Source organism: Brachyspira intermedia PWS/A (assembly GCF_000223215.1).
Lineage (GTDB): Bacteria > Spirochaetota > Brachyspiria > Brachyspirales > Brachyspiraceae > Brachyspira > Brachyspira intermedia.
The window spans coordinates 1,329,564-1,352,081 of record NC_017243.1 but is presented as its reverse complement, the minus strand read 5'-3'; the positions used below and the strand labels follow the sequence as shown (position 1 = coordinate 1,352,081).

The 22,518-nt window shown below is 27.1% G+C and carries 19 protein-coding genes and 1 pseudogene; 5 read left to right on the top strand and 15 right to left on the bottom strand.

Annotation, left to right across the window (positions count from 1 at the left end):
- Positions 1-29: 29 nt before the first annotated feature.
- The 5 genes and pseudogenes from BINT_RS05995 to BINT_RS05975 form a co-directional block, all read right to left on the bottom strand.
- A complete protein-coding gene (locus BINT_RS05995) occupies positions 30-533 on the bottom strand; it encodes a hypothetical protein (RefSeq protein WP_014487657.1) in 504 nt (167 codons plus the stop codon).
- Positions 534-541: 8 nt separating this feature from the next.
- The gene (locus BINT_RS05990; RefSeq protein ID WP_041177592.1) at positions 542-967 is read right to left on the bottom strand and encodes a SoxR reducing system RseC family protein; all 426 of its coding nucleotides are present in this window, start codon (positions 965-967) and stop codon (positions 542-544) included.
- Positions 968-983: 16 nt separating this feature from the next.
- A pseudogene (locus BINT_RS05985) lies at positions 984-1,564 on the bottom strand (SAM-dependent methyltransferase).
- Between the two features lie 157 nt (positions 1,565-1,721).
- Positions 1,722-3,125, bottom strand: a complete 1,404-nt coding sequence (locus BINT_RS05980; protein ID WP_014487654.1) for a tetratricopeptide repeat protein — start codon at positions 3,123-3,125, stop codon at positions 1,722-1,724.
- A gap of 98 nt (positions 3,126-3,223) precedes the next feature.
- The gene (locus BINT_RS05975; protein WP_014487653.1) at positions 3,224-5,860 is read right to left on the bottom strand and encodes a calcium-translocating P-type ATPase, PMCA-type; all 2,637 of its coding nucleotides are present in this window, start codon (positions 5,858-5,860) and stop codon (positions 3,224-3,226) included.
- 589 nt (positions 5,861-6,449) lie between these two features.
- Between BINT_RS05975 and BINT_RS05970 the strand changes: the two genes are divergently transcribed.
- The 4 genes from BINT_RS05970 (at position 6,450) to BINT_RS05955 (ending at position 9,909) form a co-directional block, all read left to right on the top strand.
- A complete protein-coding gene (locus BINT_RS05970) occupies positions 6,450-7,517 on the top strand; it encodes a hypothetical protein (protein WP_014487652.1) in 1,068 nt (355 codons plus the stop codon).
- 76 nt (positions 7,518-7,593) lie between these two features.
- Positions 7,594-8,586 carry a hypothetical protein gene (locus BINT_RS05965; protein ID WP_041177295.1) on the top strand — a complete coding sequence of 331 codons (993 nt, stop codon included), beginning with the start codon at positions 7,594-7,596 and terminating at the stop codon, positions 8,584-8,586.
- Between the two features lie 286 nt (positions 8,587-8,872).
- On the top strand, positions 8,873-9,097 hold the full coding sequence (locus tag BINT_RS05960; RefSeq protein ID WP_014487650.1) for a hypothetical protein: 225 nt from the start codon (positions 8,873-8,875) through the stop codon (positions 9,095-9,097).
- A 2-nt stretch (positions 9,098-9,099) separates the two neighbouring features.
- Positions 9,100-9,909: a pyridoxamine kinase gene (locus BINT_RS05955; protein WP_041177294.1), complete on the top strand. Its 810-nt coding sequence runs from the start codon at positions 9,100-9,102 to the stop codon at positions 9,907-9,909.
- A 386-nt stretch (positions 9,910-10,295) separates the two neighbouring features.
- On the opposite strand, the gene BINT_RS05950 is transcribed toward BINT_RS05955, so the two are convergent.
- Positions 10,296-12,965: a tetratricopeptide repeat protein gene (locus BINT_RS05950; protein WP_014487648.1), complete on the bottom strand. Its 2,670-nt coding sequence runs from the start codon at positions 12,963-12,965 to the stop codon at positions 10,296-10,298.
- A 153-nt stretch (positions 12,966-13,118) separates the two neighbouring features.
- On the opposite strand from BINT_RS05950, the gene BINT_RS05945 reads away from it, so the two are divergent.
- Positions 13,119-14,201, top strand: a complete 1,083-nt coding sequence (locus BINT_RS05945) for a glycosyltransferase (RefSeq protein ID WP_014487647.1) — start codon at positions 13,119-13,121, stop codon at positions 14,199-14,201.
- 53 nt (positions 14,202-14,254) lie between these two features.
- Here the strand turns inward: BINT_RS05945 and dnaJ are convergent, their stop codons facing one another.
- From dnaJ to dnaA, 9 genes are all read right to left on the bottom strand, one after another.
- The gene (gene dnaJ, locus BINT_RS05940) at positions 14,255-15,385 is read right to left on the bottom strand and encodes a molecular chaperone DnaJ (protein ID WP_014487646.1); all 1,131 of its coding nucleotides are present in this window, start codon (positions 15,383-15,385) and stop codon (positions 14,255-14,257) included.
- Between the two features lie 89 nt (positions 15,386-15,474).
- A complete protein-coding gene (locus BINT_RS05935; RefSeq protein WP_014487645.1) occupies positions 15,475-15,765 on the bottom strand; it encodes a DnaJ domain-containing protein in 291 nt (96 codons plus the stop codon).
- Positions 15,766-15,807: 42 nt separating this feature from the next.
- Positions 15,808-16,500, bottom strand: coding sequence for a YoaK family protein (locus tag BINT_RS05930; protein ID WP_014487644.1), 693 nt, complete (start codon positions 16,498-16,500; stop codon positions 15,808-15,810).
- 135 nt (positions 16,501-16,635) lie between these two features.
- On the bottom strand, positions 16,636-17,388 hold the full coding sequence (locus BINT_RS05925) for an ankyrin repeat domain-containing protein (RefSeq protein WP_014487643.1): 753 nt from the start codon (positions 17,386-17,388) through the stop codon (positions 16,636-16,638).
- Entirely contained in the window at positions 17,385-17,489 is a 105-nt protein-coding gene (locus BINT_RS15400) for an ankyrin repeat domain-containing protein (RefSeq protein WP_367184494.1), read from the bottom strand. The genes BINT_RS05925 and BINT_RS15400 overlap by 4 nt, the downstream gene beginning before the upstream one ends.
- Positions 17,490-17,669: 180 nt before the next feature.
- Entirely contained in the window at positions 17,670-19,595 is a 1,926-nt protein-coding gene (gene dnaK / locus BINT_RS05920; protein WP_041177293.1) for a molecular chaperone DnaK, read from the bottom strand.
- A gap of 92 nt (positions 19,596-19,687) precedes the next feature.
- Positions 19,688-19,897: a hypothetical protein gene (locus tag BINT_RS05915; RefSeq protein ID WP_014487641.1), complete on the bottom strand. Its 210-nt coding sequence runs from the start codon at positions 19,895-19,897 to the stop codon at positions 19,688-19,690.
- 21 nt (positions 19,898-19,918) lie between these two features.
- Entirely contained in the window at positions 19,919-20,524 is a 606-nt protein-coding gene (locus BINT_RS05910) for a nucleotide exchange factor GrpE (RefSeq protein ID WP_014487640.1), read from the bottom strand.
- Positions 20,525-21,092: 568 nt separating this feature from the next.
- Positions 21,093-22,484 (bottom strand): chromosomal replication initiator protein DnaA, encoded by a 1,392-nt coding sequence (dnaA, locus tag BINT_RS05905; RefSeq protein ID WP_014487639.1) that lies wholly within the window; start codon positions 22,482-22,484, stop codon positions 21,093-21,095.
- Positions 22,485-22,518: the final 34 nt, after the last annotated feature.

Here is a 22,518-nt window from a genome sequence, read left to right as displayed (position 1 = left end):
TTATCAGCTTTTTTATATATACATTATTTTTAATTATTTGTATTTACTGCATTTAATTCATTAGTATTAATATTATTAGTATTCATTTCATTAGTGTTTCTCATTATTAAACTACCATTTAGCAAACTTAATATCACTGTAAATGAATTGTTAGTATTACACTCTACATTTATTCTTATAACTCTTCCATTTTCAGATGAATTTTTTGCTAGCTCTATCTTTCCGTCAGGCTGTTTTCCAAAATAATAATTTGTTGTAATATAATATCCTTCATTTTTCCATAGATAATTTGCATACTTAACACTATAGCTAAGTACATCATCAACATCATAAAAATTCAATATCTTTATATCACCTTCTTCTATGTCATCTACTTTAGGATGTACTTTCAATCCTGTAACCTTATTAACAGATGATACAGCATCATTACCTATTGTATATAATTCCTCATAAGGTCTATCTTTAGAAATTAACAAATATGTTATTATAGATGCTACAACGATAGTTATTATAGTTGGTATTATTTTTTTCATACAAAGCCTTATTTTTCATTAAAATTTTCTATAACTTGATTCTTACAAATTATGTTCGCTATTATTTTATTATCCTTTTTTAATTTTATTAATCCCAAAATAACATAAATAAAAAATACAATAAAAGCAAATATAGGTCCCAAATTATTCTCTATATTTGATAATTTAGATATGTACTCTCCAATAAAATATCCTGCTATAAGACAAATCAAAGGTATTACATAAACAAAAAAGTTAGTACCCTTTTTTAGTTCTTCAACTTCTATAACAACACTGTCTCCTTTGTTAGCATTAATTTTATTGAATGCTCTAAGAACAACAGGTTTACCAGAATTACATATAGTACAGCCATCACAGCTTGCACTTCTTTGCAATTCAACTTTAGCTACATTATTATCATATGTTTCCAATACTAAAGCAAATTCTCTTTTCATTATTATCCCCTTTATATTATCGTAACTTTTTAAAGTTTTTGCAAAATAAAAATATTTCTCTGCTTTCATCTCTTGAACTTTTAGGTTTAAACACATTCACAGAATCAAAGTGTTCAGATAATTCTTTTTTAAAATCCTGCAAATCTTTACCATCAAAAACTTTTATAAAAAATTTCCGTTCTCCTTTAATACATCTTTAGCTAAATTAAATATAGCTCTACATAAAGCAATAGAACGAAAATGATTAGTTTCTCTGTCTGATGTAGTGTTAGGCATAGCATCGCTTACTACAACATCAAATAAAGTATTATTGAATGTTGTAATATCCATCTCCTTTATATCACCCAATATAAAAGTAAATCTTTGATGAGCAAATGAATTAGGAAGTATATCAACTCCTACAACTGAACCGCTTTTCAATATTTTATTAAGCATATACTGACTGAAAGATCCAGGAGAACATCCTACATCAAGAACAGTATCTGATGCCTTTATAAATTTAAATTTATTTTGAGCTTCTTCTAATTTGAATACACTTCTAGCTTTATAATTTTCTTCTTTTGCCTTTTTAAAATAAAAATCCTGTACCTTTTTCATTTAGCTATTAATTATCCCATAAACAATTTTTATATCATTTTGAATTAATTTTAAATAAAAATCAACCATTAAAATATAACATTTAAAATAAAAACAGCAATAGAATAAATATCATCTATCGCTGTTTATATCTATAACCAAGTAAAATATATTGTATTTATAATATCCAATTAAGTTTTTCTTCTGTTCTAGTTACACCTACAGGTAAATTTGTAAGCTGTGCTTTATCAAGTAAGTTTTCTAATCTCTTTATTCCTACAATATCGATTCTTGACATAGCAGCATATCTTATAGCATCAGGGCTAACCATAGCACAAGTTATAAGCATAGTATTAGCAATATTAGCATTCACTGCATAATCATATAAATGTACAAGCTCATCATTAAATATAGGGCTATAAGAAGTTCTGAAATAAACTATCTTTTTAGGAGAATGAGGGCTATTAGTTTCTTTAGCAAAAACTATTAAATATTTTTTATCAGTTATCTTAGAAGAATACGGAATAAGCCCTATACTTGAAACAACTTTTAAAGCCATATCAATAAAAGCATCTCCTTCCAATCTGAAAAACTTTTTAATATTTTCACTATATCTAGAATCTTTATAATTGTTAAGTTTTTCATTAGCATCCTTATAATTAGGATCTATTACTATTATACTTTCTAATATTTCCATAGATTTATTGATATTTCCTACTATATCATAACATTCTGAAAGAGTATAAAGTATAGCTAAATTTAATTCCTTATCATAACTATCATAACTTATAGCCTTTTCTAATGTTTTTATAGCAGATTCAATATTTTCTAATTTTATATAGCAAAGTCCCATCTCATATAAAGACTTAACAGAATATTCTTTATCTTTATAAGAATTAGCATAATATCTTATAGCTGTTTTATAATCTTCTCTTCCTCTATAGGCTCTTCCTAGATTATAATTTAACAAAGGATCATCTGGAAACTTTTTATATATATTATTCATACCAGATATAGCATCATTGAAATTACCCATGTTAACAAAACAAAAAGCTTTATATTTTAAAGCCTCTGAATTATTAGGCTGTACATCTAATGCTTCATCGAAATATTTTATAGCTGTTTCATATTGTCTATTTTCATAGTATATTATACCTATCTCTAATGCCACCACAAGTTTATAATCATCTATCTTAAAAAGTGTAAGATACTGTGCTAATGCTTCAGCTTTTTTATCGATTTTATTTAAAGATCTAGCTAATGCCAAAATAGTTTCAGGATTCTTATAACCATCATCTATAGCATGTCTATATTCTACTATTGCAAATGAATACTCTTCTAAATTAGCATAACAATCACCTATCATGGCATGTATTTCTGCCCTTTTTGTACCAGGTTTATCCTTAGCTAAAATCTCTTTAAGTTTTATTAAGGCTACATCATGTTTTCCTTCGCTAATAAGTTTATTCACCTTATCAATATCAGATATTTTATCTAATGATTTACCAAACAAAAATTTTTTTACTATAAGCAAAAGTGTAATGAATACACATACAAATACTATAATAGCAATATTATCCATATCTTATATCTACTCTATACTTTAAATTTATACTATATATAAATTCGGAATTATTATATATTATTTTAAAAAATAATTCCAATTTTATTATAAAAATTTTATCTCTTTACAATTCTAGCAAATATTTTAAAAATTTCAGCAGCTAAAATAACAATAAATGAAACCCCTACAATTTTTAACCATGTATTTGCACTTAGAGGTACAGTATTGAAGAATCCTCCAGCATATTGAGTTGCTAATATCTGCAATATAAAAGTAACTCCCATACTTAAAAGCATTAATTTATTATTCAAAAAGTACTTAAATACACTATCAAATCCTAATTCTCTACTATTAAATGAATTAAATATCTGGAACATTACAAACATAGCAAATAATACTGTAGATTTTTCTGCATCAGCAACCTTAAGTATATTTAATTTACTTTGAAGCATAAATAATACTATCATAACAGTAGCAGAAAATACTATTTTAAATATCATTTTTTTAGTTACAATGCTTGCATTTCTTTTAGTAGGCATTCTTTTCATTAAATTGTCTCTAATAGGTTCAAGTCCTAAAGCAATAGCAGGAGGTCCGTCCATAATAATGTTTATCCATAACAACTGTATTGCAGAAAATGGAGATTTCAAACCTGTTAATGTAGAAATAAGAACAACGACAACAGAAGCCAAATTAACAGTAAGCTGGAACTGTATAAATCTTTGGAAATTGTCATATATACCGCGTCCCCATTGAACAGCTTTTACTATAGTAGCAAATGAGTCATCAAGAAGAACTATATCGCTAGCTTCTTTTGATACTTCAGTACCTGTTATACCCATAGCAACACCAACATCGGCATTCTTAATAGCAGGAGCATCATTAATACCGTCACCTGTAACAGCAACAACATTACCCATTTCTTTTATAGCATTAACAACACGCATTTTTACTGTAGGAGTACTTCTTGCTATAACCGATATCTTACTTAAATTCTGCTTTAATGTGTTATCGTCCATAGCATCAATGTCTTTTGCTTCAAGAACAATGCTGTTTTCATTAAGTATTTTTAACTCTCTTGCAATCGCAGTAGCAGTTACAATATTATCGCCTGTAAGCATTTTTATGTTTATTCCTGCACTTCTGCATTGATCAACAGCATCATAAACTTCTTTTCTTACTGGGTCTGATATAGCAACAAAACCGTCATATATCATATCGCTTTCAAGTTTTTCTCTAACATTTTCTACACTGTCATCAACAACTTTATGAGCAAATGCTATTACTCTTTTAGCTTCATTTTGGAATTGTTCTATAGCTTTTTCAATTCCTTTTTTCTCATCATCGCTGATACTGCACATAGCCATTATTTTTTCTGGGCTTCCTTTAGTAAATACTATAGTTTCATTTTCAACTTTAGCAACTGTAGTCATATTTTTAGTATCTGATGAGAAAGGATATTCATATATAATTTTTGATTTTTCTCTTATTTCTTTATAATTAAATCCTGATTTACTAGCCGCAACAAGTAATGCACATTCTGTAGGATTACCTAAAAACTTAGCAATACCGTCTTTATAATCAACATCAGCAGTAGAGTTTATAGCGAAGTTTTTTATAATCTTTTCATTCTTAATATTTTCAGGTTCTATGTATTCACCATTAGCAAATAATTTATTTAATGTCATCTTGTTTTCTGTAAGAGTACCTGTTTTATCTGAACAAATAACATTAACACTTCCTATAGTTTCACAAGCGACCATCTTCTTTACTAATGCATTTTGTCTAGCCATTTTTATAATATTAATAGACAAAGAAACAGCAACTATTGTAGGAAGTCCCTCTGGAACTGAAGCCACAATCAACACTATACTTGTAATAAATGCCTCTGAAATAGTATCAAAACTAGCATTACCTGTTCTTATAAAATTAACAACCTGTATAATAAATACTATTACAGCAGCAGTTATACCGAACATAGCTATTCTTTTACCTAATTGAGCAAGTTTTTCTTGTAAAGGTGTAGAAGTCTTTTTAGTTTTTGATAACTCTCTAGCTATTTTACCAAACTCAGTCGCATCTCCTACAGAAGTAACAATCATTTTACCATTACCTGTAGTGACAAATGAACCTGAATAAGCCATATTTATTCTTTCAGCTACAGGAGTTTTTGTATCAGATAATAATGCTTCTGAATCTTTTTCTACTGGTTCACTTTCTCCTGTTAAAGCAGATTCATCAATATTTAAAGATACACTCTCAAGAAGTCTTCCGTCAGCTGGAAGTTTATTTCCTGTTTCTATAAAAGCTATATCACCTACTAACAAATCTTTTTGATTAATTATTTCTATATTACCATCTCTTATAACTTTTACTCTAATATCTTCATTAATACTATTTAAAGCCTCAAATGCTTTTGCACTTTTGCCTTCCATAACTATAGTAATAGTAATAGATAAACTTATAGCTAAAAATATACCTAGGCATTCTAAAAAGTCTGCATGCCCCCCATTAAAGTATGCAACAGTATTTACACCTATAGCTATAATACCGGCAAATATAAGCATAAGTATCATAGGTTCTTTCAATGATTCTAATATTTTCTGAATCAAAGTGGCACCTTTTTCTTTTGTGAAACTGTTGGCTCCGTATTTTTCTAAACTTTTCTTTCTGCCGTCTTCTGTTAAACCTACTTTAGGATCAACATTCAGGGTCTTTAGAATATCATCTTTACTTCCTAAAAAACTGTCCATAAAAACTACCTCTCATTTAATTAATTATTGTTATAAAAAGAAAAAATGCATAAAAAAAGACTCATGCATAAATAAACCATTAAAGATATTAAACTAATCCTTAAAGCTTTATTTATACTTGAGTCTCATTAATTAAGGCTTGCCAAACTCTACTATTTAAGAGCTGCGATGTTGACTTTGCCGCGTAAAATACGCCAATTACTCCCTCATGAGTATTTGATTATGTATGAAAGTATTATAACAAATAAAAAAATAATGTCAATATATTGTAAAGAAAAAATATATTTTATAATATTTTTTACATTATAACATTTAATATACAAAATCTAAAAAATAGATAAACTTACCAATACACCTATTATAGTTCATAAAAAATGAATATTAAATATTGACTTTTAATATACTTATTATATCATTTTACATAGATTATAGTAAGGTAAATTATATTTATGATAATATTGCTATACATCAATAATATTTATTTTCTTAAAAGATTCGTAAAAATAATATTTAAATACTATATAAACTCATTTTATATTTTCAATAATTTTTGTTAGGAGAAAATTATGTATAAAAAATTTTATTAACAATGTTTATATCTTTATTAATATTAAACTGCTCAGCCACAATAACAAATCCAAGCCCTAAAAAAGAAACTGAAATTGGAGACGGAAGTTTTATAGACCCAACACCTACTCCAGATCCAGAACCAAAACCTGATCCAAAGCCTGAAGAAGTTATAATAACAGATCAGGCACAAATAGCAGAATATATAAAAAATCATAATGGAGTTTATTACTCTAGATATGAAGATGATAGCCTTGGGGTAAGATATATAATAGATGCGGATAAAATATATAATGGATATGGTACAGAAGTTATATCAACAATGAAGACTCTATTAGGAAATAAACTTCAAATATATATAGAAGGAAAAAAAAGTGGATCAAGTGCTAATTTAGGATATGAGATGAATGATGAAATGTATACTTTCAATTTTGGAAGCGACGGAAATATTTATCTTTTTGCTAATGCCATATTCCACAGAGAAAATTATCAAAAACCAACTACTGGATATGAAACAAAAATTGGAGAACCTATACAAGAATTGATAACTTATTCAGGAAACTATTATTATTATGATTATGATGACACTAAAAAATATTATATACTTATAGATCAAATCGGACAAACATATATAGATGAAAATCTAAAAATAAATTATTCAAAAACTGAATTAAGCAATAATGTATTAATAATATCATACACAAAAACAGGCGGTACTTCAATAAGAGAAGAATTACATTTTTATGATAAAGAAGGAAATAAAGACTATAAATTAATATTCGGCAATACTTGGATTAATAATCAATTACAGTATGAAACTTTAATTAAACACAATTTATTCAGTACATATAATGGTGTATATAAATCAGCAGATGGTACTACAACTTTGACAGTAACAACTACAGATGCTCAAATAACTGGAGTTAGATATAGTTATGCCCCTGTAGTAACTGGAAATACTTTAACTATATATCAATATTCTTCAAAAGAAGGTACAAAAGAACATAAATTTGTGTTTAGTGATGATAAAATGAAAGCCACTTATACTAAACCAGATGGAACAACTGTTGAATTAAATAAGCAGCAATAAATAATAAAAATATTGACTTTTTTATTTTACTAGAATATTATTACATAAATTGTATTTATATAATTTAGGAGAAAAAATGATTAAAAAATTTTTCTTAATTGCTTCGATCATTATATTTGCTATAAGTTGTTCAAATAATAGTGCTAATAAAGAACAAGCAATAACAAATCCTTCTGAAATTTCTAATTTCCTAAAACAATATAATGGAAGATATTATCATGAACATGAATTTACAAATGGAAGTTATACACATGTTGTTTTTAGAGTAGAAAATGGAAATATGTATATAGGAGAAGATGAAGATCCAGTAACTAATTTATCTCTATTAAATAATTCCTTAGAGCTTAATGTAAATGGAAATACTCAATTAAGTAATACATATAATCAAATATATTCAATACTTGAAGTTAATTTTTTTGATGATCATATAAAATTTAGCGGTAAAAATATTTTTGATAAAGAAGATTTTAATATACCAGATGAAGATTATATAGTAATAAAACAATTTAAAGATTTAGGAATATATGCTGGTAATTACTATATACCAACTCTTGATGATAAAGGTAATATTAAAACAAAAAATTATACTATTTTAATAGATAAATCTGGAAATATATACGGTTATAAGGGAATGACAAATGTTGGAATGACTTTTACATTAGAAGGTAATGTTTTAAAATCAGAACATAATAACAATGGTGATAAAATTATAATGTCTTATAAATTAGAACAAGATAGGATAGTTTATCAAATAAATTTCATATATGGAAGCGAATATTCATATGAATTAATGAAATCAGATTTATTCAGTCCTTATATTGGAACATATTCTGCAGACAATATTACTTTACAGGTAAATGAAAACAATGCTAGCATTAACACCGCAACAACAGGAAATTATCATTCTTCTATAATAAATGGAAATAATTTAGTTATATCAGAAATATTATTTGAAAATGATACAGATCCTATAGAAATAAAAGAGCATAAAATAGTATTCAGTGATGATAAGACTAAAGTTACTTATACTAAACCAGATGGAACTACTGTAGAATTAACTAAACAATAAAATAATTTGTTAATATTGAAATACAATCCTATTCATATTAATTTATGAATAGGATTTTTTATGATAAAAATAAATAAATTAGTAATATTAAATTAAATATATTATAACACCTATAATAAATAACATAAAAAACATAATACTGTAACATTAAAACGATTAATTTTTATTACAAAACTATAATTAAATATATTCACAATACTTTATGAACGAGCTTTTTTCGTAAAATTTATTTGAAAAAAAAATTATTATATGATATTATATAAAAATATATCATTTGGAGCAATAAATGAGAAGAGGTAAAAAGAATCCATTTCAAAAAGAAGTTGAAAGAAAATTCGGAACTAGCGGATTTGAACTTAATTCTTTTTTATCCGGCGGTAAAAAAATGAAAGTTACTAAGGAAGAAATTGAAGATAGATATGATATAACTCTTGAACAATTTGCATACTTTGCACAAATATCCGGATATAAAGTTCTTGCTGATAGTAAAGCTCTCATTATATTTAAATGATTATGAATAATAATTTCAATGTACTTCTTCTAAATGATTTATGTTCTTATGGTAAGGCATCTTTAACGGTTAATATACCTGTATTATCGCACTTCGGTATAAAAGTTTCGCCTCTAGTTAGTGTTATACTTTCAAATCACACTGCTTTTGAATCTTTTTGTGCTTTCGATTTGACAGAGCAATTAGAAAAAATTGTAGAGGAACTAAAAATAAGAAAGCCTACTTTTGATGCTTTTTATGTAGGATGGATAGCATCTGGTAAACAGCCTTCTATTGTTGTAGATATAATAAAGCACTTTAATATTGGTACAGTCTTGATAGACCCTATACTTGGAGATAATGGAAAATTATATCCTTCTATGTCTGATGAACATGTTAATGCTATGAAAGAATTAATAAAATATGCAAATATAGCAACTCCTAATATCACAGAATTAGCTATACTATTAGGAAAAGATCCTGCAATAAAATACAATGAAGAAGAAGTAAAAGAAATGGCTAGGAAACTTTCTGAAATGGGACCTAAAACAGTAATAGTTACAAGTGTTTCAAAAGATGAAAATATAGGATGCTTGTGCTATAAAGATAACAATATAATAACAAGCTATTATCCTAAAATTAATATAAGCATACCTGGTACAGGAGATGCTTTTGGTTCTTCTTTGTTGGGATATATATTAAAAGGTGATAGCATAGAAACTGCTCTAAAAAAATCTACAAAGTTTATATACGATTGTGTTGAAACATCTATAAAAGATAATGATGACAGAGTTTACGGAATAGCTATAGAAAAAAGACTTAATTTACTTTAAGTATAAAAATATACTAATATACCCCACCCTTTAGGCTTTCTATTTATACCTGCAGTTTCTGCTTTATATTTCTTTTTAACTATCACTGTTATTCTAGCTGCCCACCCAATGTTTTTTTAAATTTATTGATATCATCACCGCACGGTGAACAAAATTATAAATATAAACTAAGTAATAATTATAATATAAATTATAAATAATGATTCGTTCAACGTGCGTAGTGTATAACAAAAAATATAATTAAAATTTGGGCGGGCATGCTTTTATAAATTAAGTAAAAAAATTAATGAAAACTTTTATTTTTAGTAACAAATAAAAAAGCATAAAGGGCGGGATTTAAAAATTGCACTTTATGCTTTGTTAGTTTTTATTATAATGAATTGTAATTATTCTATTAATTTATTCTGTATATAATTAATTTCTTTTAATATTATATTTCTAGCTTCTAAATCTCTACCCCATACAGCTTTACTTAATGCAGTTTGATAATTATTCAAAGCCTCTTTAAGTAAATTTTTTGTATTACCATCTATATACCTTTCAGCTCTGAACTTATAAATATCTCCTAAAAGTTTATAACCGCTGTAATCATCAGGAACTAATGCCAAATAATTTAAAGCATATGTTTCAGAGTTTGTATCATTTTTTAAATTATTAAGATAAACTAAAGCAGCCCTATAATTAGCAGCAGCATAATTTTTCTTCATTTTGATTATACTCTCATAATCAAACAATGCATCTTTAGTATTGCCCATAAGTTCTTTTATATACGCTCTTTGATAAAGATAATTAATATTATTAGCATCAAATGATAAAGCATTATTAATTATATTCAAAGCTTCAGTATAATTTCCAATTTTGGTATAAATTTTTGAAGCAGCATAAAGCTTATCAGGATTATTTGCATTTTCAGTAATTAACTTTTTAAGTTCTTCAGAAGAAGGATTATAATTTTTTATATTAACAGCACTTTCAGATACATATATAGGATTAACGTTTAGATATTTTAAAGCTCTGTTATAAGATAAAAGCGAATACTCATATAAATAAGCTCTATTATATGCCCTTCCTAATAATAAATCCTTTCCACCATTAACATTAATATAATCTGTAATTCCATTAATTATATTAAATCCTTCTATATTGTATTCATATATATATGCTTCAGCAAGTTTTATTCTATTATCTATATATGCAGGAGAAATTCTCAAAACTTCTTTCATAGTAGAAGATAAACTCACATAAGCACTTATATTATCATAATCACCAATAGAACTTAAATAAGAATCTATATACATTTCATTTTGAACCGCAACCGCATCATAATTGCTTCTATTTCTCCTAACTGCTAAAGCGGCAGTCTTGGTTGCTTCTTCATATCTTTTATTCTTATACCAATATGCTGCATAGAGACCATAAGTTGTTGACTCAATTTGTTTTATATATGCAACATCATAATTTTTATTTCTTAAATCAGATATATAAGCTAAAGCCTCATCAAATTGATTAAATTTAATAAATTCAAATACTCTATCAGTTACTAAATTCAAATGTAATTTTAATTCCTCTTCCCAATATTCAGTAGCTCTTATATCTATAGCATCTCTCTCTTTTTGATAAGCTGATGTATCATTGTTTGAAGCTCTAATACCTAATAACTTTCTAAGTAAAAATACATTATTCACACTTATTGTATTAGCATTAAAATTTTCTTTCAATATGTTTATAGCTTCATCTATAGAACCTAAATTATTATAAGCATCAGCAATATACCCTATTCTAAGCTGTTCCTCATTTCCTTCAAATTTATATTTTGAAAGAAGCTGCATTATATCAACATAATACTTTTTCTGCTTTAGCAACTCTGCTTTATCTAATATTTTATTATACTCAATATTATTTAATAAACTATTTGCAATATCTTTATAAGATTCTACAGATTTTAATAATTCAGAAGCCTCATCATATCTTTTTTGTCTTATTAAACTCTTACTATAATCAATCTTATTTTCATCAGAAATATTATACAAATTTAGAATTTGAGAGATTATTCTATCCGGATAATAACTATAGCCTAAATCATAAAGCATAGATGCAAATGTTTCATATAATCTAGGTTTATTATATGTATATTCTAAACCTCTTTCTATTATTTTTATAGCTTCTGTTTCATTTTTCTCATATAAATATATTTGAGCTAATATAGCATAAGCCTCATCAAAATCTTTTACAGATGAAATAAGTTTTAACAATATACTTTTTGCATTATTATAATCTTCTAAAGCAAAATATGTTTTAGCCAAAGCAACTGTTATTTCAGGATAATCTTTAGAATATGAAGAAATATTATTTAATATATTCATAGCATTTGTATAATTTTGAGATGAAAAACTTCTATCCCAAGCATATATTTCTTTTTTTACTACAGTATTACTTATTTTTGTTTGAATTCTAATTTTATCTTCATTATTAGAATATCTCACCTTTCTGTAATTATCTATAGCATTATCATATTGATTATTTAAATAACTTATATCTCCAAATCCTTCATTAGCATAAGAACTATTCTCTTTTACACAGGCATTAAAGTAATAATCGGCACTTTTAACATCCCCGTTTTTTAAAGCAGAATTACCAGCTAAAAAAAGCCAATAAGGATTATTAGTTGTTTTATAGGCTGTGATACATGATCTTAAAGTTTCTTCATATTCGTTAATAGCATCAAAAAACTCATAAGTCAACCTATAAACTGTATCATAATCTTTTTCTTCTATATAAAGGGATAAAAGCTTTTTTAAATCTAAAGAAGCATAATAAAGATCTGCCCTTCTATAATATGAAAGCCCTCTAAGATAATATATTTCATAGTAATTATTATAATTAGTTTCTAAAGAATTGCATAAATCAATTGCCTCAAAAAAATTGCCATCTTGCATAAGTTTTTTTACTTTATCCAATTCTTTATTTAAATCATATTGAGTATTTTCAGATAAAGCAGTTTTATTAGTATTAGCATTTATACTCTCTAAAGTTATATTAGCATTTCTATCACTCATTGGAGTATGATATTGTAAAATATCTCTAGAATATGCCGAAATATATATAGAAAAATTATAAATAAAATTTTATTTAATTTCATAACAAGTCCTTATTTATCATTTCAAATATCGGAAAGGGATTTGGTATATTTTAATTATGACGGATAAAAAATGAAAGAAATTATTGTACTAATATCTAATGCCAGCAATATAAAAGATAAATCTAATCAATTTATGCTTAATATGGTAGAACATTTTTATAAATCATCTATAAGAATAACAGTATTTTCAAAATCATTTCCAAAAAACTTTCCAGCTTATATTGCAAGGAAACATTTATCTTTATTATTTTTCAAAAAGTCAGCAAAAGATATAGCAAATATCGCTGAAAATGCTGATGCCATCATAGCTATAGATTTCCCTATGAATATAATAGCATCTATGGCTAAAAATATTTTGATAAAAAAAAGAGTTAATAAATTGCCTGTAATAGTATGGTATACTTTAAATTTCCAAAATCATTTATATTTTCAGGAGAAAAAAGACAGTAAAACAAAATTAATAGATAAAAGACTTATGAAATTGGATTATGAGCATACTGATAATATTGATATAATAATATGCGGAAGTAAAAAAACAAAAGATAGACTATTATATTTACATAAAGATATAAAAAATATAGAGATAATACAGCCTTATTTTTCTCCTTATATATTTATTAATAATAATGCTAAAAAAGAAAAAGATAAATCAATAATAATCTTCTATAATAAAGAAGATAGTATTTTCAAATGTACAGCAGCTTATGCACAGTATTTGAAAGAAAGCGATGATATATACAAATTAAAAATAATAGGATATGACAAAGAATTAAAAGAAAATATTCATAAATTAGCTATAGAACAATATGTAGAATTCATAGATGAAGATGATAATACTCAAATAGGAAAAGAAATAGAAACCGCAAATTGCATGATAATACATAATATAAAAGATTCTTTCTACACTCAGTTAATAGCTGCTTGGCATTATAAAACATTGCCTATAATAGATGCTAAAAGTTCATCTGCAGAAATAGCTTCTGATGATAAAAATGCATTAATATACGATTCTAAAAATCCAATATCAATAATATCAAAAATTAAAAAGATGACCGAAAATAAAAAATCATATGAATTATTTATGTCATCAATAGAAGAAATGCAAAACACAGATGAAATATTACAATTAATATCTAATTTTAATCATAATTAAAAATAAAAAAGGAGGATAATTTCCCCCTTTTTGTAATTATTTTAATTATTAATTTACCAATTAGTTTTATTAGGTTTTCTTAAAGTAGGTTCATCATTAGAAGGCATAACCTTTTTAAGCTCATTAAATAATCTTTTTTCTTCAGCAGATAATTTAGATGAAACATCTATATTAACTACAACAAATAAATCACCTCTTCCGGATCTGTTTATATGAGTAGCACCGCTTCCTTTTAATTTAAATATTTGTCCGCTATTAGTTCCAGCTGGAATTTTTATTTTAACTTTCTTTTTATCTAAAGTTTGTATATAAATATCAGCACCTAATGCTGCCTGTGCAATATTGATGCCAACTTCTGTTATTAAATCTATACCATCTCTCACGAAATAAGGATGCGGACTAACATGTATATACAAATATAAATCTCCTGCTATTCCTCCGCCTATAGCCTCACCTTCTCCGCTTACTCTAAGCTGAGTATTATCATCTATACCTTTAGGAATATTAACAGAAATAGTTTTAGTTTTCTTAACAGTGCCGCTTCCTTTACAGTTTTTACAAGGAGTTGTTACTATAGAACCGCTTCCATTACATCTGCTGCATGTTCTTCTTACACTGAAGAATCCCTGAGCCATTCTAACTTCTCCGCTTCCTCCGCAAGTAGGACAAGTTTGTGTTTTTGTGCCGGGTTCCGCCCCTGTACCATGACAAACATCGCAAGTATCATTTTTATCTAATTTGATTTCCATTTTCTTTCCGAAAACAGCATCTTCTAAAGATAAAGTAACATCATGTCTTATATCATTACCGCGTCTTTGAGATCTTGAACCTCTTCCTGAAAATCCGCCTCCAAAAAATGAACTGAATATGTCATCTAAATCACCAAATCCGCCGCCGCCACCGAACATTGATGAGAAGTCAAAACCGCCTCTGCCATAAGCATCAGCAAAATCACTATGAACACCTTGAAAACCAAATTGATCGTATTGTGCTCTTTTTTTCTCATCAGATAATATTTCATAGGCCTCTGTAGCCTCTTTAAATTTATCTTCAGCTTCTTTATTTCCGGGATTTCTATCCGGGTGATACTGCATAGCCAATTTTCTATATGCTTTTTTTATTTCATCATTAGTAGCAGTTTTTGCCACTCCTAATACTTCGTAATAATCTCTTTTTTCTGCCATTTATCATATCCTCTTAATAAAATTATCTATTTAAATTTAATTTATCTATAATTACATAATTAAACGATAAATAAGTATTCTAAAACAAATTATTTCTTTCTTCTTCCAAGAAGTAAACCCACTCCCAATCCAGCAATTGCTAAACCGCCAACAACATATTTATTGCTGGCTAAATAACTAATATTATATTCCATACGCTTTTCTTTATCTGATAAAATTTCATAAGCTTCATTTATATCTACAAACATATTATGGGCATTTTCATCACCGGGGGTTCTATCCGGATGATATTTCATAGCCAATTCTCTATAAGATTTTTTTATTTTTTCATTGCTTGCAAATATATTAACATCAAGTATTTTATAATAATCTTTATCCATAATAAATATCCTTTAAAATTATATAAAAAAATATCAATACATTTATTTTTCAAAAAACATTAAACTTTCAACTACTAATAATAAACCTGAAGCAACCCATATAGCTCTAATTCCAATCATATTAGTAAATAAAGTTCCTAAAAAAGCTCCTAAAGCAAAAGAACATAATATCGTAATATACATTAAACTTTTTTTTAATCCTGTTTTATCTTTATCAAATAAAAATTTAAATAAGTTCTCAGAAGCAGATCTCAAATTACCAGTACACATATTAGTAACATAAGAAAGTCCTTCTACTTTATTAAATGTTATCATAAATATTGCTGACATAAATGATATACTTCCTACAATTATCGTATCTGAAAATGTTTCAGGAAGTATTCCAACTATAAACATCAATATAGAATTTATTAAAATGATAACATATTCAAATTCAATTATCTTTCTTTTATTCAAAATTTTCTTTATATACAAAGCAAAAAAAATTCCAACAACAAAAATTACAATAGATATAAAATAATGCAGAGTATCTTTGAATTGTTTTCTCACCAAACCCATAGCAAAAAATATTATATTACCAGTTTGAGCATAAGCAAAAACTCCTCCCCTAGTAATATAAGTATAGGCATCAACAAAACCGCCAACCATAGTAAGTATAGAAGCTATATATATAGTTTCGGTTGTATGAATGGATTCATTTTTTCTTTTAATAAAAGCTATAATTTTATTTTTCACTTATCTGCCTTATTTTTATTGCCAAATATTATAACACAAAAAATATTTTTAAATAAGTTACAATTTAATAATTTTTTTATATATATAAATTTTATGATACTACTTTTTCAAAGAACAAAAATTTTAAATATATTTTTATTTAGCACCATTAGCTTTTAACAATTCTACAATTTCTGTGTTTCCTTCCTTTAAAGCATAACTTAAAACTGTATATCTTTTATCATATCCATATTCTTCATTTATATCTGCCCCAGAATCTATTAACAACTTAACTATTTTTATATGACAATTTTTTGAGGCATACCATAAAGCACTGCTATATTTTACTACATCGCTTCCTTTTTCTATTAAATATTTTACTACTTCAAAATGTCCATTTTCTGAAGCATATACTAAAGCAGTATCTCCGTCCCTATTTTCATTATTAATATCTGCACCTTTATCAATTAAATACTTAACAATTTCCAAATAACCATTATTTGCTGCATACATTAAAGCAGTTTGATATCCATTGTCTTTTATATCAATTTTAGCTCCATTATCAATTAAACATTTAACTACATTATAATGCCCATTTTGTGATGCATTCATTAAAGCTGTTTCGCCTCTTTCATCTTGAATATCAACATCTGCTCCCTGTTCTATTAAATATTTCACTATTTTTTCATGTCCGTTCATAGAAGCCATAATCAAAGCATCAGTATTTTCAGCATTATGCTCTATCAAATATTTAACAATTTCAAAATAACCAAATCCTGAAGCTGTATTTAAAGGAGTATTACCATATCTGTTTTTTATATTGATATCAGCACCTTTTGATACCAATAATTTTACTCTTTCAAAATCATTCTTTTTAATAACTTCTATTAACTCAACATCTTTTTTCATACTGCTCCATTAGCTTTCAAAAATTCAGCTACTTCTAAATGCCCTTTTTCTGAAGCCCACATCAAAGCTGTTCTATCATAATTATTATCTTTAACATTTATATCAGCACCTTTTCTATTAAGGCTTTTAATGTTTCTAAATCATTATTTTTAGAGGCTTCTAATAATTCAATCATTTTATATACTTCATAAAAAATATAGGCGGCTGAAAATCAAACCTTAAAAATTAACTTCCAACCGCCCATTAGACTTTATATATTCAACTTTTACTTTTTATCTATATTATTTTTTGTCATTATCATCAACAACTTCATAATCAGCATCAACTACACCATCATCTTTTCTGCCTGAATCTTGGCTGTTATTTTGCTGTGCTTGCTGTCCAGCATCAGGCTGTGCTTGCTGCTGTGCTCCTGCTTGTTTATAAAGTGCCTCTGAAGCTTTGCTCCATGCTGCTTGTAAATCGTCTGTAGCTCTTTTAATGCTGTCTGTATTATTAGAATCTACTGCTGATTTCAATGCACTCATTTTTGATTCAATTTCAGACTTATCTGATGGCTGTAATTTATCGCCGTTTTCTTTCAATAATTTTTCTGTCTGATAAATCATATGGTCAGCATTGTTTTTAGCTTCAACTTCCTCTTTTTTCTTCTTATCTTCTTCAGCATGTTTTTCAGCGTCCTGAACCATTTTGTTTATTTCATCTTCACTTAATCCGCTTGAAGAAGCTATTGTTATTTTCTGCTCTTTACCAGTACCTAAATCTTTAGCTGTAACATGTACGATACCGTTAGCGTCAATATCAAATGAAACTTCGATTTGTGGTACGCCTCTTGGTGCAGGTGGTATTCCTACCAAGTCAAATCTTCCAAGCTCTCTGTTGTCATTAGCCATTTTTCTTTCACCTTGTAATACTCTAATAGTTACAGATGATTGATTGTCTGCTGCTGTAGAGAATACTTGTTTTTTGTTTGTAGGTATAGTAGTGTTTCTGTTGATTAAAACAGTCATTACTGAACCTTCTGTTTCAATACCAAGTGAAAGCGGAGTAACGTCAAGAAGAAGAACGTCTTTAACATCACCTTTAATGATACCGCCCTGTACTGCAGCACCCATTGCTACTGCTTCGTCTGGGTTTACGCTTTTATTTGGTTCTTTTCCAAATATGTTTTTTACTGTTTCCTGTACTAAAGGTACTCTTGTAGAACCTCCAACAAGTATAACTTCATCTATATCGCTAGTAGAAAGTCCTGCATCTTTCAATGCTTTTTCACATGGGATGCGAGTTTTTTCTACTAAATCTCTTACTAAATCCTCAAATTTTGCTCTTGATAAAGATACATTCAAGTGTTTAGGACCTGATGCATCTGCTGTCAAGTATGGCAAGTTAATATCAGTTTGTAATGAACTTGAAACTTCTTTTTTAGCTTTTTCAGCAGCTTCTTTTAATCTCTGTAAAGCCATTTTATCATTATTCAAGTCAACGCCTGTATCTTTCTTAAACTCATCTATTAACCAATCGATAATAGCTTGGTCGAAGTCATCACCGCCCAAGTGAGTATCACCGTTTGTACTTTTTACTTCAAATACACCATCAGCTAATTCAAGTATAGATATATCGAAAGTACCGCCTCCCAAGTCATAAACTGCGATTTTTTCATCTTTCTTTTTCTCCATACCATAAGCTAAAGCTGCAGCAGTAGGCTCGTTTATTATTCTTAATACATTAAGTCCAGCAATACGGCCAGCATCTTTAGTAGATTGTCTTTGGCTGTCATTAAAGTATGCAGGTACTGTAATGATTGCATCTGTTACAGTTTCACCTAAATATTCTTCTGCTGTTTGTTTCATCTTTTGAAGTATTCTTGCACTTATTTCTTGTGGAGTGAAGTTTCCTTCTAAAGTTTTAATTTTTACTTTTCCGCCGTCTTCTATAACAGTATAAGGCATTCTTGAACGCTCTTCTGTTACTTCAGCATAAGTATTACCCATAAATCTTTTAATAGAGAAGATTGTATTTTCAGGGTTAGTTACCATTTGGTTTTTAGCAGGCTGTCCTACTAATACTTCGCCTTTATTTGTAAATGCTACTACAGAAGGAGTTGTTCTATTTCCTTCAGCATTTGTTATTACTACAGGTTTACCACCTTCCATTACTGATACACATGAATTTGTTGTTCCTAAATCTATTCCAATTATTTTACTCATAATAAATTTCTCCTTTTATTCAATATTACTAAATCTTTTAATATTAAAATTAATATTTAATGTAATGAAAATTATTTATATATTATTTGTTATTAGTCCTTCGTCAGAACACTAACAACATATTCAGTATGACCATTACCTAAATGTGAAGTAGTAAGGTCAACATTGATTACTTCTTTGTCTTTAATATGATTATTTATTGCATCACTTAAATCCTGAAGAACTCTGTTTATATGCTGTATGCTTTCTTTTTTGTCTGCTTTTGGCTCGTAATAAGCTCTAAAAAGTTGAATATGTGCCATAAAATCTCCTAATTAATTTATTTATTCTTTAGCAGCAGCCGGCTTTCCAACCACTACTTTAGCTGTTCTCAAAAGTTCATCATTCAATTTATAACCTTTAGCATAAACTTCAACAACCTTTTCCTTATCTATATCAGGAACTTCTATCATAGTTAATGCTTCATGTACATTAGGATCAAATTCCTCACCTAAAGACTCTATTTCAGTAACTCCATTGTCATGCATAAAGTCTATAAATTGCTTATGTATTAATTCTATGCCTTTATAATATTCACTGCCCTGAACATTAGAATCTTGCTCGCCTGCTTTCAATGCTCTTTCAAAATTATCCATAAAAGTCAAAAGAGATAATAATAACCCTTTATTTGCTCTTTTTATGCTGTCAGTTTTTTCTTTAGCAGTTCTTTTTCTTATATTTTCTGCCTCTGCCATAGCATACATATATTTATTTTTCATATCAGCAGATTCATTTTCTAATTCTTCTATTCTTTTTTTCAAAGCAGTTATTTCATCTTCCTCATTATTATTTTCAGCATTCTCTTCTAATTGCTCATTATTTTCAACAGCCTCTGCTTCTGTGTTTGCTTCCTCTTTCTCTTCACTATTTTCTTTTATTTCTTCTTCCATTTATTCTCCTTTTAATTAACTGTTATTTTATGACTTTTAATATTCTCAACTTTACACTACTAATATATGCAATAAACGTGCCAATAATTAAAGTCTTCTATATTATTTTCTAATTATTTAATAAATATAAAAAATTAAAATAATATATTTAATAAAAAACAACAAGTTAATACACTACATATCAAACATATTAATACTGAAAAACCGCTAATAATACACTAATATATTATGATATATTATCTAGTATAATACAAAAACATACTAAAATATATATGTAATTTTTAATTATATGCAAATATACAAATACATAATATTAAATGTATCATTTTTATACAGTAAAAATATTCAATTATGTATTATTTTTATACATATCAATATAATAAAAGTATTATGATGATAATTTTGAACAGTTAAAAAAGAATTTAGGTTAAAAAAGTATCACCCTGGATAAAAGACATCAGGGTGATAAGGAGGTTTATGAAAAATTGTATTAATTTAACAATACTATTAAATTATATATAAAATCGTATAAAAGTCAATCGTTTTTTTACAGATTATTTGAATAATTTTATGATATTCCGGCCATTATATCATTGATTTCTGAATATAAATGAGAACCTGTTTTTAATTCATCTTTTACTTTATCTCTAGCATGTATTACAGAAGCATGATCTCTGTTAAAATCAAGTCCTATTTCTGTAACAGATTTTTTAGAATATTCGCATGCTAAATATATAGCAACATGCCTAGCTTTAGATATAAATTTAGTTCTATCCTTGCTTTCAAAAGATGATATTTCTACACCATAATAATCTGCCACTATCTTTTTTATCTCTTTTATAGTAGCATTCTTTAATTTAGGCTTATTTGTGAAATAATCTTTAAATATATCAAGTTTTTCGCATTGCTCTATATCAGGAGTTATTTTCATTAAATCCCTAACCGATAAATATGCCCTTATTGCACCTTCAATCTTTCTAACATCTGTTGTAATGTTTTCAGCCATATATTTCATAACTTCTTCATCTATACTTGTATGTAAATCAAATAGTTTTCTTTCTATTATAGCTAGTCTAGTTTCATATTGAGGAGGTTCTATCGAAAGAATAAGGCTCTTTTCAAATCTATTTTTTAATCTTGCTTCTATGTTTCTTAACTCTTTAGGAGGCTTATCACTTACGAATACCATCTGTTTTGAAGCATTATCCAAAGCCTGAAATATTTCAAATAGCTCTTTAGATGTTTCCTGAGCACTTTCAAGAAGCTGTAAATCATCTAATAAAAGCATATCTAAAGATTTATATCTTTTCTTGAAAATTTCTGGTTTTTTATTCTGAAGTCCTGATACATATTCATCTCTGAAACCGCTTCCGTCTATATAAAGAACCTTAGCATTAGGATTGCTTTGCATATAACTATTGCCTATAGCCTGAAGTAAATGCGTCTTTCCTATACCTACACTTCCATATATATAAAGTGGGTTATATTCTTTACCGGGATTAGATGATACATATTTAGCTGCTTCAAATACATATCTATTATTATTTCCTTGTATAAAATTATCAAATCTGAAATAATCATTTAAATTACTTTTACCATAAGCATTTTCTTTTTTGGAAACATCTAATACATTTTTATTAGAAGTATTTTCAATATTATTAGAATTATCAACTGATTCTTCAATTTCTTCTACGTTTAAATATTTATCAACAAGTTCAGCATCTACTTTAACATCTAAATCTATATCATGTCCTAATTTATCTTCAAAAAAATCTTTTATTCTTCCTAAAAAATCTTTTTTTATATGTGCTGCAGTAAAATCTCCTGAACATACTATATCTGCTTTATTTTCATCATCGGCTACAATAACGCTGCCTTTGAGTAAAGCAACACCTGCAAATTCATCATCTTCACTTATAATATCTAAAAATTCATTCCAATATTTATTTATCTCTTCCATCTTTCTATCTTTAAAATATATTCTAGCTATCTTA

Excerpts from the sequence above, each read along its gene's own strand:
- BINT_RS05995 (WP_014487657.1), bottom strand. The coding sequence starts at position 533 with ATGAAAAAAATAATACCAACTATAATAACTATCGTTGTAGCATCTATA.
- BINT_RS05990 (WP_041177592.1), bottom strand. The coding sequence starts at position 967 with ATGAAAAGAGAATTTGCTTTAGTATTGGAAACATATGATAATAATGTA.
- BINT_RS05980 (WP_014487654.1), bottom strand. The coding sequence starts at position 3,125 with ATGGATAATATTGCTATTATAGTATTTGTATGTGTATTCATTACACTT.
- BINT_RS05975 (WP_014487653.1), bottom strand. The coding sequence starts at position 5,860 with ATGGACAGTTTTTTAGGAAGTAAAGATGATATTCTAAAGACCCTGAAT.
- BINT_RS05970 (WP_014487652.1), top strand. The coding sequence starts at position 6,450 with ATGTTTATATCTTTATTAATATTAAACTGCTCAGCCACAATAACAAAT.
- BINT_RS05965 (WP_041177295.1), top strand. The coding sequence starts at position 7,594 with ATGATTAAAAAATTTTTCTTAATTGCTTCGATCATTATATTTGCTATA.
- BINT_RS05960 (WP_014487650.1), top strand. The coding sequence starts at position 8,873 with ATGAGAAGAGGTAAAAAGAATCCATTTCAAAAAGAAGTTGAAAGAAAA.
- BINT_RS05955 (WP_041177294.1), top strand. The coding sequence starts at position 9,100 with ATGAATAATAATTTCAATGTACTTCTTCTAAATGATTTATGTTCTTAT.
- BINT_RS05950 (WP_014487648.1), bottom strand. The coding sequence starts at position 12,965 with ATGAGTGATAGAAATGCTAATATAACTTTAGAGAGTATAAATGCTAAT.
- BINT_RS05945 (WP_014487647.1), top strand. The coding sequence starts at position 13,119 with ATGAAAGAAATTATTGTACTAATATCTAATGCCAGCAATATAAAAGAT.
- dnaJ (WP_014487646.1), bottom strand. The coding sequence starts at position 15,385 with ATGGCAGAAAAAAGAGATTATTACGAAGTATTAGGAGTGGCAAAAACT.
- BINT_RS05935 (WP_014487645.1), bottom strand. The coding sequence starts at position 15,765 with ATGGATAAAGATTATTATAAAATACTTGATGTTAATATATTTGCAAGC.
- BINT_RS05925 (WP_014487643.1), bottom strand. The coding sequence starts at position 17,388 with ATGAAAAAAGATGTTGAGTTAATAGAAGTTATTAAAAAGAATGATTTT.
- dnaK (WP_041177293.1), bottom strand. The coding sequence starts at position 19,595 with ATGAGTAAAATAATTGGAATAGATTTAGGAACAACAAATTCATGTGTA.
- BINT_RS05915 (WP_014487641.1), bottom strand. The coding sequence starts at position 19,897 with ATGGCACATATTCAACTTTTTAGAGCTTATTACGAGCCAAAAGCAGAC.
- BINT_RS05910 (WP_014487640.1), bottom strand. The coding sequence starts at position 20,524 with ATGGAAGAAGAAATAAAAGAAAATAGTGAAGAGAAAGAGGAAGCAAAC.
- dnaA (WP_014487639.1), bottom strand. The coding sequence starts at position 22,484 with ATGGAAGAGATAAATAAATATTGGAATGAATTTTTAGATATTATAAGT.